Annotated in this window: 14 protein-coding genes; 12 read left to right on the top strand and 2 right to left on the bottom strand. The window is 63.3% G+C overall.

Features of this window, described 5'->3' with window-relative positions; all coding sequences use genetic code 11:
* Nucleotides 1–105: 105 nt before the first annotated feature.
* Together ACFWAD_RS17535 and rpmB are read right to left on the bottom strand one after the other, a co-directional pair.
* Nucleotides 106–900, bottom strand: a complete 795-nt coding sequence (locus tag ACFWAD_RS17535; RefSeq protein WP_230812869.1) for an enoyl-CoA hydratase-related protein — start codon at nucleotides 898–900, stop codon at nucleotides 106–108.
* A gap of 159 nt (nucleotides 901–1059) precedes the next feature.
* A complete protein-coding gene (rpmB, locus tag ACFWAD_RS17530) occupies nucleotides 1060–1251 on the bottom strand; it encodes a 50S ribosomal protein L28 (RefSeq protein WP_003942669.1) in 192 nt (63 codons plus the stop codon).
* 333 nt (nucleotides 1252–1584) lie between these two features.
* Here rpmB and ACFWAD_RS17525 point away from each other — a divergent pair, with 333 nt between their 5' ends.
* The 12 genes from ACFWAD_RS17525 to ACFWAD_RS17470 all read left to right on the top strand — a co-directional run bounded on the left by ACFWAD_RS17525 (nucleotide 1585) and on the right by ACFWAD_RS17470 (nucleotide 15125).
* Nucleotides 1585–3294, top strand: a complete 1710-nt coding sequence (locus ACFWAD_RS17525) for a DAK2 domain-containing protein (RefSeq protein ID WP_378533823.1) — start codon at nucleotides 1585–1587, stop codon at nucleotides 3292–3294.
* 73 nt (nucleotides 3295–3367) lie between these two features.
* Nucleotides 3368–5629, top strand: coding sequence for an ATP-dependent DNA helicase RecG (gene recG, locus ACFWAD_RS17520; RefSeq protein ID WP_378545951.1), 2262 nt, complete (start codon nucleotides 3368–3370; stop codon nucleotides 5627–5629).
* A 120-nt stretch (nucleotides 5630–5749) separates the two neighbouring features.
* On the top strand, nucleotides 5750–9154 hold the full coding sequence (locus ACFWAD_RS17515; RefSeq protein ID WP_378449561.1) for a pyruvate carboxylase: 3405 nt from the start codon (nucleotides 5750–5752) through the stop codon (nucleotides 9152–9154).
* Nucleotides 9151–9717 carry a 16S rRNA (guanine(966)-N(2))-methyltransferase RsmD gene (gene rsmD, locus ACFWAD_RS17510; RefSeq protein ID WP_378449560.1) on the top strand — a complete coding sequence of 189 codons (567 nt, stop codon included), beginning with the start codon at nucleotides 9151–9153 and terminating at the stop codon, nucleotides 9715–9717. The genes ACFWAD_RS17515 and rsmD overlap by 4 nt, the downstream gene beginning before the upstream one ends.
* Entirely contained in the window at nucleotides 9714–10208 is a 495-nt protein-coding gene (gene coaD / locus ACFWAD_RS17505; RefSeq protein ID WP_378545948.1) for a pantetheine-phosphate adenylyltransferase, read from the top strand. Before rsmD ends, coaD begins: the two co-directional genes overlap by 4 nt.
* A gap of 131 nt (nucleotides 10209–10339) precedes the next feature.
* A complete protein-coding gene (locus tag ACFWAD_RS17500) occupies nucleotides 10340–11101 on the top strand; it encodes a DivIVA domain-containing protein (protein ID WP_230813222.1) in 762 nt (253 codons plus the stop codon).
* A gap of 189 nt (nucleotides 11102–11290) precedes the next feature.
* Nucleotides 11291–11851 (top strand): DUF177 domain-containing protein, encoded by a 561-nt coding sequence (locus ACFWAD_RS17495; protein ID WP_007729319.1) that lies wholly within the window; start codon nucleotides 11291–11293, stop codon nucleotides 11849–11851.
* A 2-nt stretch (nucleotides 11852–11853) separates the two neighbouring features.
* A complete protein-coding gene (rpmF, locus tag ACFWAD_RS17490; RefSeq protein ID WP_007729318.1) occupies nucleotides 11854–12036 on the top strand; it encodes a 50S ribosomal protein L32 in 183 nt (60 codons plus the stop codon).
* 19 nt (nucleotides 12037–12055) lie between these two features.
* Entirely contained in the window at nucleotides 12056–12829 is a 774-nt protein-coding gene (gene rnc / locus ACFWAD_RS17485) for a ribonuclease III (protein ID WP_378449558.1), read from the top strand.
* A gap of 8 nt (nucleotides 12830–12837) precedes the next feature.
* Nucleotides 12838–13707 carry a bifunctional DNA-formamidopyrimidine glycosylase/DNA-(apurinic or apyrimidinic site) lyase gene (mutM, locus tag ACFWAD_RS17480; protein WP_378545945.1) on the top strand — a complete coding sequence of 290 codons (870 nt, stop codon included), beginning with the start codon at nucleotides 12838–12840 and terminating at the stop codon, nucleotides 13705–13707.
* A 42-nt stretch (nucleotides 13708–13749) separates the two neighbouring features.
* Complete coding sequence (locus tag ACFWAD_RS17475) at nucleotides 13750–14202, top strand: OsmC family protein (RefSeq protein ID WP_317555137.1); 453 nt, start codon at nucleotides 13750–13752, stop codon at nucleotides 14200–14202.
* Entirely contained in the window at nucleotides 14202–15125 is a 924-nt protein-coding gene (locus ACFWAD_RS17470; protein WP_378545942.1) for an SMP-30/gluconolactonase/LRE family protein, read from the top strand. Before ACFWAD_RS17475 ends, ACFWAD_RS17470 begins: the two co-directional genes overlap by 1 nt.
* The last annotated feature ends 1 nt before the right edge of the window (nucleotide 15126 follow it).

Here is a 15126-nt window from a genome sequence, read left to right as displayed (position 1 = left end):
CACGTGTCCCCTCTGCTGTCCTTGTTTGCGGGCTTTTTACCTAGCGTCTAATACAACACCGCCGCCCCCACGCGTGTCGCCCCCGGCCCCCCCACGGCAATTCGATTACGCCTGCTTTGCGGATGTGAAATCGGGGCGACGCTTGTCGACGAACGCGTCGACACCCTCGCGGCCGACGGGGCTGTTCGCTGCGATGGCGATGGACGCGGCTTCGGCGTCGAGTTGCTCGGCAAGCGAGTTCGTCCGCGACGACCGCAGCAGCGCTTTGATTCCCGAGTACGACGTGCTCGGTCCGTTGGCCAAGGCGCGGGCGAGGCGCGCTGCCTCTTCCTGAACCTCGTCGTCGCCGACGAGCCGGGTGAGGATCCCCAGCCGGACGGCTTCGTCGCCACCGATCACCGAATCGTTGAGAAGAATTTCGCGAGCGCGTGCCACGCCGACGATGCGGGGGAGCGTCCATGACATTCCGCCATCCGGGGTGAAACCGATGGAGGGGTAGGCGGGACGAAGCTTGGTGCCGGTGCCGCCGATTGCGACGTCGGCGAGGCAGACCAGGCTCATTCCGGCGCCGGCAGCCCATCCGTGGACCCCGGCCACCACTGGGGCGGTCGCGGCGTCGAGCGCGCGAACGAACACGTGGAAGACGCGGGCAACTTCGGCCACGTACTCGCCGCGGTCGGGGGCTGCGGCGAACGCACGGACGTTGCCTCCGGCACAGAAGTTTGCGCCTTCGCCGACCAGCAGGATGCTCCCGATGTCGTTTCCGACTGTCTCGAGCGCCTGCGCGCCCTGAACCAGTCCTTCGTCGTCGAGGGAGGTGCCGTTGGCGGCGGTGGAAATGGTGATGCGGAGTACGCCCTCGTCGAGGGTCACCTTGCTCAGGTCATCGATAGAAGTCACTCAACGCACATTACGGGTGTCTGACAGCCATACGAAACACGGGGACATATAGATACAGCCACATAGATACAGCCACATAGATACAGCCACATAGATACAGCTCTGCCCCCGTCACCGAAGTGACGGGGGCAGAGCCTGCAATAGTTTGTGCTCGGGCAATCAGCCCCGAGCGACCTTGCCTGCCTTCAGGCAGGAGGTGCACACGTTGACCTTACGGGTGTTACCCGGGGCAACCTCGGTACGAACAGACTGAATGTTCGGGTTCCAGCGACGATTGGTACGCCGGTGCGAGTGCGAGACCGACTTACCGAAGCCGGGCCCCTTGGCGCATACGTCGCAGACGGCAGCCATAGTCGCGAACTCCTTGTTAGAAATGAATATTGAAGTGGTTACCCTACACGGTAGGGCAGCCAGAATTACAATCCGAATATACTCGACTTCGAACCGATCCTTGACCGCTCACTGTGCAGCCGAACGTGAAAACAGTCAATCAGCAACAAACAAAGTGCAGCATTATTTCGTGTAGCCCGTTCGAGGCAACCGTGTAAGAGTAACCGCTTCCGGCCCGAATGGCCAAACCGCCCGGTAATGACGGTTGCGCAGAAGCGTCGGACTACCCTCGACTGCACCGATCACCGATCTCTTTTTCATCGTCAGTCTTTCCATCGTCGAGGGGAACCGTCAGTGGGGGAAGTGCAACGCGTCGCCGAAGAAGCGGAATCCGTCGCGGACGGACATCTGCTGCGGCGCTGGGCCCGCCGGGCGGTCGACAGTCTCCAGAAGCGCCGCGGAGAGATCAACAGCCTCAACGTCTTTCCCATCCCTGATTCGGATACCGGCACCAACCTGTTGTTCACGATGCGGGCCGCGCTCGATTCCGCCGAGACGATCGAGGACGACGTCCGCAGTGCGGGCCGCGTCGCCAACGCTCTGGCTCGGGGCGCTGTCTCCGGCGCCCGGGGCAATTCCGGCGTGATCCTCTCCCAGGTGATCCGGGGTATCGCCGAGAGCGTTCAAGGCGAGCACATCGACGGCCGCAGCTTCGCGAACTCACTGACTACGGCGACGACGCTGGCCTCACGGGCTGTCTCCGATCTGGTGGAAGGCACCATCGTCACAGTTCTGCGTGCATCGGGAGAAGCAGCGCAAGAGTGCGTCGACACCAGGACGCCGAGCGGCGAGGACCTTGCTTCCGTAGTTGCTGCCGCTGCCGACGCCGCTGCGGTCGCACTGAACAAGACGCCGGAGCAACTGGACGTTCTGGCGTCCGCCGGGGTGGTCGATGCCGGGGGATTCGGTCTCGTTCTGATCCTCGACGCTTTTGTCGAGGTGGTGACCGGGAAGTCTCAGGTCCGCGAGGATCTGGGAACACCGGACCTGCGCTCGACCTCCCTGGTCGATGTCAGTGCATTCGATCACGATTGGGCTCACAAGAGCCCGATCGAATGTGGTGATCACTCGGAGCAGGATTTCGAGGTCATGTACCTCGTCGACGACTCCGACGACGATCGGATGGCGGCGCTGCGCACGCGACTCTCCGTCCTCGGGGATTCGACGGTCATCGTCAGCGACGGCTTCGGCGGCTGGTCCGTGCACGTACATTGCTGCGATGCCGGCGCGGCGGTGGAAGCAGGCCTCGAGGCCGGAAAGGTCCACGGCATTCGCATCAGCAGTTTTCTCGTCGACGAACGCGACCAGCTGGTGGCACGGGCGGAGAGGCGATTCCCGGGCGCCGGCGCACGCGGCGTTCTGGCCGTCGTCGCCGGTGAAAGCGCGTCGGCGTTGTTCGAGAGTGAGGGCGCGACCGTTCTTCGTTGCGACGATGCGCCGGTCACACGCGCGCAGCTGCTCGGGCGCATTCGTCAGATGGAGCGAAGCGAAGTCCTGGTGCTGCCGAACGGAGCTTTGACCGCTCAGGAACTGGTCGCAGTCAGTGCCGCTGCACGCGATCCGCTTCACCAGGTCCTGCTGCTGTCGACGTCGTCGATGGTGCAGGGCTTGGCCGCCCTCGCCGTTCACGACGCCCAGCGCAACGTCGCCGACGACGGCTTCACGATGTCCGAGGCTGCAGCGGCGACGCGCTGGGGATCTTTGCGTATTGCCGTCGAGCGCTCGCTGACCTACGTCGGGACGTGTGATCCGGGGGACGCCATCGGGTTGATGGGTCACGAGGTGGTGCTCATCGGTCCCGATGTCGCCGAGTCGAGTGCGCGATTGGTCGATCTTGCGCTCGGATCCGGCGGTGAACTCGTGACCCTTCTCATGGGGGCCGACGCACCGGACGACCTGGCAGCGCAGCTCGAGGCCCACGTGATCGCGCACCACCCGGGTGTGGACGTACTCGTGTATCAGGGTGATCAGCCCGGTGACCTGTTCCAGTTGGGCGTGGAGTGATCGGACCGAGTCTGTCGGTGACTGCTGATATACGAACACCTGTGCTTATCGCGACACTGTGCTGGAGGAACTGATGGCGACGCTCGGCGACCCACTCGATCGGCTGCTGGGAAAGAAGACCGCGGAGGCGCTCGACGAGGCATTCGAGATCCGGACCGTCGAGGACTTGCTGCGTCACTACCCACACCGGTACGCGTCGGCAGGCAAGGAACTTGCCGAGAAAGAGCCGCCCGAGGGTGAGCACATCACCATCATCGCGCGGGTGGCGTCGGCAGCCGTCGTGAAGATGAAGAACCGTCCAGGACAGATGCTGAGGGTCTCGCTCGCGACCGATTCGCAGACCGTCGACGTCACGTTCTTCAATCCGCAGAAGGTGCGTCACGTCATCAAGCCCGGCGTGCGGGCGATGTTCTCCGGGACGGTCAAGTACTTCCGCGGGAAGTGGTCTCTCACTCATCCGAGCTACCTGATCCTCCCGGAACCTCGTGTCGGCGAAGAGGATTCAGTGGTTCCTCTGGCATCCATCAAGGGGGCCGGCGACCTTGCCGGTCTGGCTCGCGCAAATCAGGACCCCGGCGCAGAACTCGATCTCTCCGTCTTCGACCGGGCATTGATCCCGCTGTACCCGGCGACCCGCGAGGTCGAGAGCTGGACCATCATGCGGTGCGTGCGGCAAGTGCTCGACCAACTCGATCCGATCGAGGAGCCGTTGCCCGCCGAGACTCGGGCCGAGCACGGATTCATCGGTTTGGACGAGGCGCTGCGCACCGTGCACCTGCCAGATACCAAGGAAGACATCGAACGAGCACAGGATCGTCTGCGTTTCGACGAGGCGCTGTCTCTGCAGTTGGTCCTCGCGATGCGTCGTAACGACAATTCCGAGCGTGTGGCTCCGGCCTGCGCTCCGGTCGCCGGCGGGATCGCGGACCAGTTCGAGGAGATGCTCCCGTTCACTCTGACGGAGGGACAGCAAGCAGTCGCGGAGGAGATCTCCACCGACCTTGCCCGCCCACACCCGATGAGCCGCCTTCTTCAGGGCGAGGTCGGGTCAGGCAAGACGATCGTGGCTCTGCGCGCGATGCTGCAGGTCGTCGATGCGGGTTATCAGTGCGCGTTGCTCGCACCCACCGAGGTCCTGGCAAATCAGCACGCGCGATCACTGCGCAAGATGATGGGCTCACTGGCTGCAGGTGGTGAACTCGGTTCTGCCGAACATTCCACCCGTATCGCCCTTCTTACCGGCTCGCTGCCAGTCGCTGCGAAACGCGCAGCGCTGCTCGAAGCCGTGACCGGCGACGCCGGGATTGTCATCGGTACCCATGCGCTCATCCAGGACAACGTCGAGTTCTTCAACCTCGGGATGGTCGTGGTCGACGAGCAGCACCGCTTCGGCGTCGAGCAACGTGATCAGTTGCGATCGCGGGCACGTGAAGGCCTGAGTCCGCATCTGCTGGTGATGACGGCAACGCCGATTCCGCGAACCATCGCCATGACGGTGCTCGGCGATCTCGAGGTATCGACCCTGCGGGAGCTACCGCGTGGGCGTACTCCGATCAAGAGCAACGTCGTGCCTGCGAAGCAGAAGCCGCAGTGGGTGGATCGCGCATGGGAACGAATTCGGGAGGACGTTGCCGACGGCCGTCAGGCGTATGTCGTGTGCTCGCGGATCGGCGACGGTGAGCAGGGCGCAGGCGAAGACCAGTTCACCGAGGAGAAGCAGCCGGAGACCAAGTCGGCGGTCGACGTCTTCGAGGAGCTGTCGAGCGGCCCGCTGGCCGATCTGCGAGTCGGATTGCTGCACGGTCGACTACCTTCCGACGAAAAAGACGTCGTCATGAGCGCGTTCAACGTCGGTGACATCGACGTCCTTGTCTGCACGACCGTCGTCGAAGTCGGTGTGGACGTCCCGAACGCGACGGTGATGGTGATCGTCGACGCCGAACGGTTCGGTGTCAGTCAGCTCCATCAGTTGCGTGGTCGTGTCGGCCGTGGAAAGCATCAGGGACTCTGCATTCTCGTCACCGGAAGCAATCCCGGCGGGCCGGCATACGAGCGACTCTCCGCGGTGGCCGCGACCAACGACGGGTTCGAACTGGCTCAGCTCGACCTCGCGACCAGGCGCGAAGGCGACATCCTCGGAGCTGCGCAGTCGGGCACGACCTCGAATCTGCGGCTGCTTTCTCTCATGGCACACGGAGACATCCTCGAATCCGCCCGGGAGTTCGCCCAGGGAATCGTCGACGACGATCCATCGCTCGACGGTCATCCTGCCTTGGCTTCCATGGTGACTGCCGCGCTGGACTCCGACCGGATCGAGTACCTCGAGAAGTCGTGACGGGTATGACGACAAGCTGAAATCGAATAGCACGAGGACCGCCGGGTTGGTTTCTCGATTCAGTCCGAAATATGAGACTCCGCATGTAGACGCAAGATGAAATCGGGGTAGTTTTCTCGAATGTTCTCCAAAGTGCTCGTCGCGAACCGCGGCGAAATTGCGATCCGTGCCTTCCGCGCCGCCTACGAACTAGGTGCCGGAACCGTCGCGGTGTTCCCGTACGAGGATCGGAACTCGATCCACCGTCTCAAGGCAGACGAGAGCTACCAGATCGGGGAGAAGGGTCACCCCGTTCGCGCGTATCTCTCGGTCGAGGAGATCGTCGCCGCCGCCAAGAGCGCCGGAGCCGACGCCATCTACCCCGGTTACGGTTTCCTCTCCGAGAACCCGGATCTGTCGGCGGCGTGCGCCGAGGCAGGCATCAAGTTCGTGGGTCCCTCTGCGGAGATTCTCGAGTTGACCGGTAACAAGGCACGCGCCATTGCCGCGGCCAAAGCCGCCGGTCTCCCTGTGCTCGCGTCTTCGGAGCCGTCAGCGGACATCGACGAGCTGCTCGCAGCAGCCGAGGACATGACCTTCCCGCTCTTCGTCAAGGCTGTCGCCGGCGGCGGCGGACGCGGAATGCGCCGCGTTGCGGAACGCTCACAGCTCAAGGAATCGATCGAAGCCGCAGCGCGCGAAGCGGAGTCGGCCTTCGGCGATTCGACGGTGTTCCTCGAGCAGGCCGTCATCGACCCCCGGCACATCGAAGTGCAGATCCTCGCCGACGAGCAGGGCAACGTCATCCACCTCTTCGAGCGTGACTGCTCGTTGCAGCGTCGCCACCAGAAGGTGATCGAGCTTGCTCCGGCCCCCAACCTCTCGGAAGAGTTGCGCGCCAAGATCTGTGCCGACGCCGTCGCTTTCGCGAAGGAGATCGGGTACACGTGCGCCGGCACTGTCGAGTTCCTCCTCGACAAGCGCGGCAACCACGTCTTCATCGAGATGAACCCGCGAATTCAGGTGGAGCACACCGTCACCGAAGAAGTGACGGACGTGGACTTGGTCCAGTCGCAGCTCAAGATCGCGTCCGGTTCGACGCTTGCAGATCTGGGTCTGTCACAGGACACGATCAAGCTGCGCGGAGCGGCGCTGCAGTGCCGCATCACGACCGAGGATCCGGCCAACGGATTCCGCCCGGACACGGGCCGGATCACCGCGTACCGCACCCCGGGCGGTGCCGGTATCCGCCTTGACGGCGGCGCGACGCTCGGTGCCGAGGTCGGAGCGTACTTCGACTCGATGCTGGTCAAGCTCACCTGCCGCGGTCGCGACCTCGAAGCCGCTGTCGCGAGGGCTCGCCGCGCGGTCACCGAGTTCCGTATTCGTGGCGTCTCGACCAACATTCCGTTCCTGCAGGCGGTTCTCGACGACCCGGACTTCCGGGCCGGACGAGTGACGACCTCCTTCATCGAGGAACGTCCGCAGCTGCTGACCCTGCGTTCCTCCGCCGACCGCGGCACCAAGATCCTGACCTACCTCGCCGATGTGACGGTCAACAAGCCGCACGGCGAGCGTCCCTCTTCGGTGTACCCGCAGGACAAACTGCCCAAGATCGATCTTTCGACGCCGCCGCCCGCCGGCAGCCGCCAGCGTCTGCTCGAACTCGGTCCCGAAGGTTTCGCGAAGGCACTGCGTGAGCAGAAGGCCGTCGGCGTCACCGACACCACTTTCCGCGACGCGCATCAGTCCTTGTTGGCCACGCGAGTTCGAACCAGCGGACTGCTCGGAGTTGCCGGGCACGTTGCTCGGTTGACGCCGGAACTGCTCTCGATCGAAGCCTGGGGCGGCGCGACGTACGATGTGGGACTTCGCTTCCTGCACGAGGATCCGTGGTATCGGCTCGCCGCGCTCCGTGAAGCGATCCCGAACATCTGCCTCCAGATGCTCCTTCGCGGACGAAACACGGTGGGCTACACGCCCTATCCGGAGAAGGTCACGCGCGCATTCGTCCAGGAAGCCACCGACACCGGCATCGACATCTTCCGAATCTTCGACGCGCTCAACAACGTCGACCAGATGCGCCCTGCCATCGACGCGGTGCGTGAGACGGGAACGGCTCTCGCCGAGGTGGCGCTGAGCTACACCGGCGATCTGTCGGATCCGAACGAAACGCTGTACACGCTCGACTACTACCTGAAGTTGGCAGAAGAGATCGTCGATGCCGGCGCTCACGTGCTCGCGATCAAGGACATGGCCGGCCTGTTGCGCGCTCCGGCGGCCACCAAGCTCGTGACAGCGCTACGCAGCAACTTCGATCTGCCGGTTCACGTCCACACGCACGACACCCCCGGTGGACAGTTGGCCACGTACTTCGCCGCGTGGCAGGCGGGCGCCGACGCAGTCGACGGTGCTTCGGCGGCATTGGCCGGAACCACCAGCCAGCCTGCGCTCTCGGCTATCGTCGCCGCTGCTGCGCACTCCGAGTTCGACACCGGACTGAACTTGCAGAACGTGTGCGACCTCGAGCCGTACTGGGAGGCGCTGCGAAAGGTGTACGCGCCCTTCGAATCCGGGCTACCGGCCCCGACGGGACGCGTGTACACGCACGAGATTCCGGGTGGTCAGCTCTCCAACCTCCGTACTCAGGCCGTTGCTCTCGGCCTCGGCGACCGGTTCGAAGAGGTCGAAGCCAAGTATGCCGACGCAGACCGCATGCTCGGGCATCTGGTCAAGGTGACGCCGTCGTCGAAGGTTGTCGGCGACCTCGCGCTCCATCTTGTCGGTGCCGGTGTGCCTTCGGAGGAGTTCGCCGCAGACCCGGCGAAGTTCGACATTCCCGACTCCGTGGTCGGCTTCCTGCGCGGCGAACTCGGTACGCCTCCCGGTGGCTGGCCGGAACCGTTCCGCAGCAAGGCGCTCGAAGGCCGTGGCCAGGCCAAGCCCGAAGCGACGCTCTCCGCCGAGGACGAGGTACTGCTGGAGGGCTCTTCGAAGGACCGTCAGGCGACGCTGAACCGTCTGCTCTTCCCCGGCCCGACAAAGGAATTCCTCGAGCACCGCGAGAAGTACGGCGACACGTCGCGGTTGTCGGCGAACCAGTTCTTCTACGGTCTGCGGCGCGGCGACGAGCACCGCGTCGAATTGGCTCCCGGCGTGGAACTGATCATCGGTCTCGAAGCGATTTCCGAGCCCGACGAGCGCGGCTACCGCACTGTCATGTGCATCCTGAACGGCCAGCTGCGTCCGGTCTCGATCCGCGATCGCTCCATTGCCAGTGACGTGCCGGTGGCGGAGAAGGCCGACAAGAACAACCCGGGCCACGTGGCGGCACCGTTCGCGGGCGTCGTGACGCTCGCGGTCAAGGAAGGCCAGAAGATCGAGGCCGGCGACACCGTGGCCACGATCGAAGCGATGAAGATGGAAGCGGCGATCACCTCGCCGCGTGCCGGCGTCGTTTCGCGGATCGCGATCAGCGCTGTTCAGCAGGTCGAGGGCGGAGACCTGCTGGTAGTCGTCTCGACGGGGGAGAGCGCCGCAGAGTGACTCGCATCATCTCGGGACTCGCGGGCGGTCGACGCCTGCGAGTCCCGCCGAGCGGCACCCGTCCGACGTCGGATCGGGTTCGCGAGGCGTTGTTCAGTGCACTGGAAGCGCGCATCGATCTCGAAGGGTGCGCGGTTCTCGACCTTTTCGCGGGTTCGGGTGCCCTCGGCCTCGAAGCGCTCTCACGTGGAGCCGAGCACGTCGTTCTCGTGGAATCCGATGCCAAAGCTGCTGCCGTCATCAAGGCGAACATCAGCACTGTCGCGTTGCCGGGGGCGACGGTTCGCGCCGCTCCGGTCGCGGCCGTGGTGTCGGGGCCGAGCGCGCGCGAATACGACATAGTCATCGCCGACCCGCCGTATGCGGTGACCGACGAGGCCGTCGTGTCCATGCTCATTGATCTGCAGGTCAACAAATGGGTCGGGGAGGGCACGATCGTGGTACTCGAACGTTCGTCGCGTTCGCCGGAGACCGTGTGGCCGCAGGGCTACGAGCCGATCAAGGCGAAGAACTACGGTGAAGCTCGCATCGAGCTGGCCACCTGCTACGGTCTGGACTCATGACTGGCGCCGTCTGCCCCGGATCCTTCGACCCTGTGACCAATGGTCACCTCGACGTAATCGGAAGAGTTGCTGCGCAATTCGACGAGGTCGTGGTCACCGTGCTGATCAACAAGAGCAAGCGTGGCATGTTCACGATCGACGAGCGGATCGAGATGCTCGAAGACGCGACGAGTCACCTGCCCAACGTTCGGGTCACGTCGTGGCACGGACTGTTGGTCGACTTTGCGAAACAAGAAGGCCTCAGCGCGATCGTCAAGGGTCTGCGCGGTGCGAACGACTTCGATTACGAGCTGCAGATGGCTCAGATGAATCAGAAGCTCACAGGCGTCGACACGCTCTTCGTCGCCACGAATCCGACCTACAGCTACCTCTCGAGTTCTCTCGTCAAGGAAGTTGCGACCTTCGGTGGCGACGTCTCCGGCATGCTCCCGGCCAAGGTGCATTCTCGGCTACTCGAGCGTATCGCCGAACGAGCAGCAGAAAACAGCTGATCCCCGACACACCGACCACGACGACACCCCGTTGGCCGTTCTTCCGGCAAACTTGGACAGGAACGGGCACAGGTCCGAGTGGACCGGTGACGATGTGGGCCGAATTCGGCCGGTAGAGATTGGGGTTGCTTGTGTACCGCGTATTCGAGGCACTGGACGAACTGGTCGCAATTGTCGAAGAGGCGCGCGGTGTTCCCATGACCGCAGGGTGTGTTGTGCCTCGCGGCGACGTACTCGAGCTTCTCGACGACGTCCGGGACGCAATTCCGAGCGAGTTGGACGACGCTCAGGACGTCCTCGATCATCGGGACAAATTGGTCGGTGACGCGCGAGCCAACGCGGAGAAGACCGTCAGCAGCGCCAACGCCGAGGCGACGTCGACTGTGGAGAACGCACGCGACGACGCCGACCGCATTCTGTCCGACGCCAAGGCTCAGGCCGATCGCATGGTTGCCGAAGCACGTGCACACGCCGATCAGTTGGTCGAGGACGCAGAGGCAGAAGCGGAACGCACTGTCACTGACGGCCGTCGTGAGTACGACGCAGTGACCGGACGGGCTCGTACCGAGGCCGATCGGATGATCGAGTCGGGCCAGGCTTCGTACGACCATTCGGTGGCCGAGGGAACGGCAGAGCAGGCTCGTCTGGTCTCCCAGACCGAGGTTGTCCAGTCAGCCCACGCGGAATCTGCGCGGGTGATCGATGCCGCTCACGCCGAGTCCGATCGGATGCGTTCGGAGTGCGACCTGTACGTCGACACCAAGTTGGCAGAGTTCGAGGAGTTCCTCACGGGAACCGTTCGATCGGTCGGGCGTGGTCGTCAGCAGCTCCGAACGGGTTCGGGAGTTCCCGATTACCAGGACGACGATCGTCGTTCGGAGCGGCGCCGCTAGAGCGGATCAGACAGTCGAGGGTGGGTCGTCCGATATGGGGCGGCCCACTTTTTCGTGGACGGAATTGGGATTTGCCTTGTAGCTGCCGTATTGTGGAGTGGTTGCCCATACCAGTTTCAACAGTTAGGTGAGTTCTCTTTGTCAACGCATCGTCGTAGTTCGTCGCATCAGTCAAGTGATGCGGGATTTTTGCTGGACACGGTCAAGCTCGGTCGTCGTCCAGGGTCGATGCGTACCGTCGAGAGAACAATTCAGTCCCCGAACCGTATCGGTCTCGATCTGATCGCGATCGAAGCGGGCGCGGACATAGATCTCGATCTTCGTCTCGAAGCAGTGTCCGAAGGCGTTCTTGTCACCGGAAACGTGCACGCACCCACCAAGGGTGAGTGCTCGCGGTGCCTCGAACCGTTCACCGACACTGTGGACATCTATCTCACGGAGTTGTTCGCTTACCCGGACAGCACCACCGAGGAGACGACGGAAGAGGGAGAGGTCTACGCGGTCGAAGACGACGAAATCGACCTCGAACCGGTCATCGTCGATGCAGTCGGGCTGGCGCTTCCGCTCCAGCCTCTGTGCAGTGACGATTGCCTGGGATTGTGCTCAGAATGTGGCATTCGCCTGGCGATTGCGGAATCTGGGCATGGGCATGACATACTTGATCCTCGCTGGGCTGGTCTCGCGGCCAAATTTGGCGTGGAATCAAACACCAGCGAAAATCTTGTGATCACCGAAGCCGAGGAGAAGTAGAAGTGGCTGTCCCCAAGCGCAAAATGTCGCGATCCAACACGCGGTCGCGTCGTAGCCAGTGGAAGACCACTGTGCCCACCCTCGTTACCTGCCCCAACCGTGGCTGTGGCGAGCAGACCCTTCCCCACATCGCATGCCCGTCATGCGGTACTTACAAGGGCCGCCAGGTAACCGCTGCTGTCTAGTTCTCCCCGGAGAAAGACTATGACGAGCGAAAATACAGTTTCAGCCGCCGGCGGCGAGGGCAATCACGACAAGCTCCTCGCCGCTGTCGGCGTAGATATAGAGCCCGGTCTTCTGACCCTGGCTCTCACGCACCGCTCGTACGCGTACGAGAACGGCGGACTGCCCACGAACGAGCGCCTCGAGTTCCTCGGGGATTCCGTTCTAGGCGTCACGGTGACCGAAAATCTCTACCTGTCCCACCCGGATAAATCCGAAGGTGATCTGGCGAAGATCCGTGCCAGCGTGGTGAACATGCATGCACTCGCCGAGGTCGCCAGGACTCTGGGTGAAGGTGGACTCGGAGCACACCTGCTGTTGGGTAAGGGCGAGGAAATGACGGGCGGCCGTGACAAGCCGTCCATTCTCGCCGACGGCATGGAGTCGATTCTCGGCGCCATTCACCTGCAGCACGGCATCGAGACTGCGCGACGCGTTGTTCTCGATCTGTTCGACGATCTACTCACTCGCGCACCGCTTCTGGGCGCGGGTCTGGATTGGAAGACGAGTCTGCAGGAACTGACCGCAGAACACGGTGCCGGAGTTCCCGTTTACGAGATCACCGCTACCGGACCCGATCACGACAAGGAATTCACGGCCACCGTTCTCATCAGTGGCAAACCCTTGGGTGTCGGTGTCGGTCGTTCCAAGAAGGAAGCCGAGCAGAAGGCAGCAAGTTCGGCATGGAAGACGATGTCGGAGAATGCCGCTGCTACCGCAGTCGCTGCCGACGACGCGCCTGATCTTGCCGGCTGAGTTCACTCTTGCCTGAGCTTCCCGAAGTCGAAGTCGTTCGCCGCGGCCTGCAGTCTCACGCTGTAGGTGCGGCGATCGAGGCCGTCGAGGTCCTCCATCCCCGCGCGATCAGGCGCCACATTCTCGGTTCCGAGGACTTGATCGGCCAACTCACCGGGCAGACCATCGCTTCGGCAGAGCGTCGCGGCAAGTATCTGTGGCTGGTTCTCGAGCCTGCCGGTGTCGGGCTGGTGGTTCATCTCGGGATGAGCGGACAGATGTTGGTCCAACCTCCGACAGTCGACTGGGAAAAGCACCTACGCATTCGATTGGCCCTCGATTCCGGAGCGGATCTTCGATTCGTCGATCAGCGAACGTTCGGTGGCTGGTCGATTTCACCTCTCGTCGAGGTCGACGGAACGATGCTGCCCGAGTCGGTGGCGCACATCGCTCGTGATCCCATGGATGGTGCATTCGATCTCGAATCCGTCGTGAAAGTCCTGCGGGGCAAGCACACCGAGATCAAGCGTGCGATTCTCGATCAGACCGTGGTCTCCGGGATCGGAAACATCTACGCCGACGAATCGTTGTGGCGCGCTAAGATTCACGGCAACCGAATCGCCGAAACGCTTACCAGGCCCAAACTTCGAGAGCTGTTGACCGCGGCACACTCAGTGATGGGTGAAGCGCTCGATCAGGGCGGTACGTCCTTCGACGCTCTGTACGTGAACGTCAACGGCGAGTCCGGTTACTTCGACCGGTCACTGTCGGCGTACGGGCAGGAAAATCTTCCGTGCCCGCGATGCGGTGCGCCGATCAAGCGTGAGAAGTTCATGAATCGATCGTCGTTCAGTTGCCCGAGGTGTCAGCCGACCCCGAGGGCAAGGCGAATCGCCTAGGTCTCCCGCCCATGGGGTTCGGCGGAGTGGCAAGATTGCGTCATGGCTGAACAGACTCCCGACAACGCTGCAACCGCCCCCGCTCACACGGAGCTTTGGGTCGAACGCACCGGAACCCGCCTCTACACCGGCAAGAGTTCGCGCGGCGCAGAGGTTCTCATCGGCTCCGAATCGGTTCCAGGAGTCTTCACGCCCGGCGAACTGCTCAAAATCGCGCTCGCAGCGTGCACCGGTATGAGCTCCGACTTCCCGATTTCTCGCCGCCTCGGTGACAACTACGACGCGACGGTCCGCGTGTCCGGCGCCGCCGATCGGGAGAACGAGGTCTACCCGCAGCTCGACGAGGTCCTCGAACTCGATCTCAGCGAGTTGGATGCCGAAGCACAGCAGCGCCTCATCACTCTCGTCGAGCGCTCCGTGGACAAGGTATGCACCGTCGGGCGCACGCTCAAGGCCGGAACCAAGGTAACTCTGTCGTTCGACACGGAAGCCTGATGTCTCGCGCGGGCAGCATTGTCGCTGCGATCGCACTGGGTTCCGTTGTGGCGGTGAGTGCTCCGGCGCACGCCTCGGTCCCGGTCGACGGCGCGGCCGGTGGTTGCGGGTCGTGGACGTCGAGCGTCGTGACGACTGGCGCCGGCATGCTCGAGAATCTCGAATTCGACGGCAACGGGTCGATGGTGTTGTCGCAGTCGGCTCTGATCGGGCCGGGTGCACTGCTGAAAGTGACTCCGGACGGAACCCGGACAACTTTGGTCGGTGACGTTACCGGACCTGGCGGGTTGGTCGCGCGTGACGGATCCGTGTACTTCACCACGGGCAACTCGACTGTCTCGGGACTGTTCGGAATCGCCGACGGCAGCCTTCGTAAGGTCGACGTCGCAGACGGATCGGTGACAACGATTGCCGACGGTCTGGTGATGCCGAACGGGCTTGTGCAGCTGGACGGTAACCGCTTCCTCACTGCTCGCACACTCACCAGGCCGGGGCTCACGGTGGTCAACAGTGACGGAACCAGTTCGATCGTTCGTGAAGACCTCGGCACCGTCGACGGCCTCGCACGCTCCGGGTCGGCGATCTACGTGAGCACGACCTTCGACATGGTAACCGCCGTCCATGTCCTCGACGCAGACGATCTGGGCGGGCCGGTGCGGACGATCACGCTCCCCGGATTCGGTCCGGCAAACATGGCGGACGATCTGACCGTCGGACCGGACGGCGCGCTGTACGTCGCTTTCAATGCCGGCGGCAAAGTTGTTCGCGTCGATCCGGATTCGGGATCTTCGTGTGAGATCGCCTCGGGTCTGCCGTTCACATCCGCGGTCAAGTTCGGCGCCGGTCCGGGCTGGGATCCCAACTCGCTCTACACCACCGGTTTCCTGGGTGAGGTTCACCGTCTCGAACGTGTGGCGGGCTGAG

The sequence above is a fragment of the Rhodococcus sp. NPDC059969 genome (genome assembly GCF_042738325.1).
Lineage (GTDB): Bacteria > Actinomycetota > Actinomycetes > Mycobacteriales > Mycobacteriaceae > Rhodococcus_F.
This window is presented reverse-complemented; position numbering and strand designations above follow the sequence as displayed.